Genomic DNA, 2329 nt, shown 5'->3' on the forward strand with positions numbered 1-2329 from the left:
CCTTGGGGCGGCACGGGCCTGTAGTGCGGGCGGCGGACGGGCGGCGATCACGCTGTCCGATCCGTTTTGCGTCGATCGCCATCGCGATGATTTCCGCCAGCTTGTGCGCGAACTCGACATCGTGTTCGGCAACGAGCACGAGTGGAAAGCCCTGTATCAGACCGAAGACCTTGGCGCGGCCCTGGAGCAGGCGGCGGCGGAAAGCGGTCTTATCGTATGTACGCGATCAGGGCATGACGTGGTTGTCGTCGAGGGTGACGAAAGCGTGTCGGTGCCGGTCACAGAGGTGGTGCCGGTCGATGCCACCGGCGCGGGCGATCAGTTTGCCGCCGGGTTCCTCTACGGTGTCGCCACGGGCCAGACGCTTGAGGTGTCGGGGCGCATGGGCTGTATCGCGGCCGCCGAGGTGATCGGCCATTACGGTGCACGGCCCGAGGCGGATGTAAAGGCGATGTTCCGCGAGGCGGGACTTATCTAAGGCACTTACCGCACCTTAGGGGTTGCACAAAAGAACCGGGCGAGGGAATTGACCCCCGCCCGGTTCTCTTTTTTTGGCCAAAGGCCCGCGTTACTTGTCGCGAAACTGTGCCTGGCGTTTTTCGGCGAAGGCGGCCATGCCCTCTTTTTGATCCTCGGTCGCAAACAGCGAATGGAACACGCGCCGTTCAAACAGCAGGCCCTCGCGCAGCGTAGTCTCGTAGGACCGGTTGACCGCTTCCTTGGCTGCCATCACCGTGATCATCGACTTTTCCGCGATCTTCTGCGCGGCGTTCATTGTCTCTTCCATCAGCTTCTTGGCGGGCACGACACGGCTTACCAGGCCAGAGCGTTCGGCTTCTTCGGCATCCATGAAGCGCCCGGTCAGGTTCATGTCCATCGCCTTGGACTTGCCGACAAACCGGGTCAGGCGCTGGGTGCCCCCAAGACCGGCGATGACGCCAAGATTTATCTCGGGCTGGCCGAATTTCGCGGTGTCCGAGCAGATGATGAAATCGCACATCATCGCCAGCTCGCAGCCGCCGCCAAGCGCATAGCCGGATACGGCGGCGATGATCGGCTTGCGGACCCGTTGAATGGCGTCGCTATCGGCTGTGAACAGGTCTTCGGTGAAGACATCGACAAAGCTTTTCTCGCTCATCATCTTGATATCGGCACCGGCGGCAAATGCCTTTTCCGAGCCGGTCAGGACGATACAGCGTACCTTGTCATTCTGTTGCGCCTCACCAAGGGCACAGGTCAGCTCTGACATGAGCTGATCGTTGAGCGCATTAAGCGCGTCCGGCCGATTGAGTTTGATGAGGGCTACGTGGTCTTCTATTTCGACGATGATCGTCTCATAGGCCATGAAATCTGCTTTCACTTGTTTCCGTCAGACCTGATTCATTACCATTGTGAGCCGCCGGTTCAACCTATCTTTGGCATAGGGGGCAATAGAAGCTGGATCTGCCCGACTGAACGATGCGGGTGATATGACCGGTGCAGTCGGCGGTGCGGCAGGGCGCGCCTTCACGGTCGTAAACATCGAAATTGTGTTGAAAATAACCCAATTCGCCATCCGCCCGGCGAAAATCTCGAAGCGATGATCCGCCTGCAAGGATAGCATCGCCAAGCACCTCGCGGATGATCGGCACAAGGCTTGCGGCACGGGCCGCAGAAATGTTTCCGGCGCGCCTTTTGGGCGAAATACCCGCCCGAAAGAGGGCTTCACAAACGTATATGTTGCCCAGCCCCGCGACGATTCGCTGATCCAGAAGGGCGGATTTGATCGGCGTGTTGCGCCCCTTCAGGGCCTCGGTCAGGTAGGTTTCGTCAAAGGTATTGCCCAAAGGCTCTGGGCCCAGTTTGGCCAGAAGGGGATGCGTCTCGGCGGTGGCGGTGTCCATCACGTCCATCGCGCCAAAGCGGCGCGGATCGTTGAAGGTGATGCGCGCGCCGTTGTCCATGTGAAACACGACATGATCGTGCTTTTCGGGGGCGGGGTGATTATGCACGAACTTACCCAGCGGATCGCCGGAAATCAGCATCCGCCCCGACATGCCGAGATGGATCAACAGTGTCTCGCCGGAGGCCAGATCTGCGAGGATGTATTTCGAGCGCCGCCTGAGCCCGAGCACCTTTTGACCGGCAAGGCGCGCTGCCATGTTCGCGGGAAACGGCCAACGCAGATCGGGGCGATTCACATCGGCCCGCGCGATGGTGGCGCCCTCCATCACCGGGGCAAGGCCGCGGCGCACTGTCTCAACCTCGGGTAATTCGGGCATATCTGACCTAATCTTGCGAAAGGGGCGCATTGTAACCCGGCCCCGTCGCTCTATAAGAAGAGCGAGAG

At 60.1% G+C, this 2329-nt stretch carries 3 protein-coding genes; 1 reads left to right on the top strand and 2 read right to left on the bottom strand.

Going from position 1 to position 2329, the window contains the following annotated elements; all coding sequences use genetic code 11:
* A partial coding sequence (locus tag QZ522_RS19025; RefSeq protein ID WP_294615342.1) for an adenosine kinase occupies nucleotides 1–478 on the top strand: 478 nt, incomplete at its 5' end.
* Nucleotides 479–568: 90 nt separating this feature from the next.
* Here QZ522_RS19025 and QZ522_RS19030 read toward each other — a convergent pair.
* Both QZ522_RS19030 and mutM read right to left on the bottom strand, forming a co-directional pair.
* Nucleotides 569–1345, bottom strand: a complete 777-nt coding sequence (locus tag QZ522_RS19030; RefSeq protein ID WP_294615345.1) for an enoyl-CoA hydratase — start codon at nucleotides 1343–1345, stop codon at nucleotides 569–571.
* Between the two features lie 64 nt (nucleotides 1346–1409).
* Nucleotides 1410–2261, bottom strand: coding sequence for a bifunctional DNA-formamidopyrimidine glycosylase/DNA-(apurinic or apyrimidinic site) lyase (mutM, locus tag QZ522_RS19035; RefSeq protein WP_294615347.1), 852 nt, complete (start codon nucleotides 2259–2261; stop codon nucleotides 1410–1412).
* Between the last annotated feature and the right edge of the window lie 68 nt (nucleotides 2262–2329).

It is taken from the genome of uncultured Roseovarius sp. (assembly GCF_913054395.1).
Classification (GTDB): Bacteria; Pseudomonadota; Alphaproteobacteria; order Rhodobacterales; family Rhodobacteraceae; genus Roseovarius.

Bases quoted from the DNA above. Each gene is read 5' to 3' on its own strand.
- QZ522_RS19030 (WP_294615345.1), bottom strand. From the start codon at position 1,345: ATGGCCTATGAGACGATCATCGTCGAAATAGAAGACCACGTAGCCCTC.
- mutM (WP_294615347.1), bottom strand. From the start codon at position 2,261: ATGCCCGAATTACCCGAGGTTGAGACAGTGCGCCGCGGCCTTGCCCCG.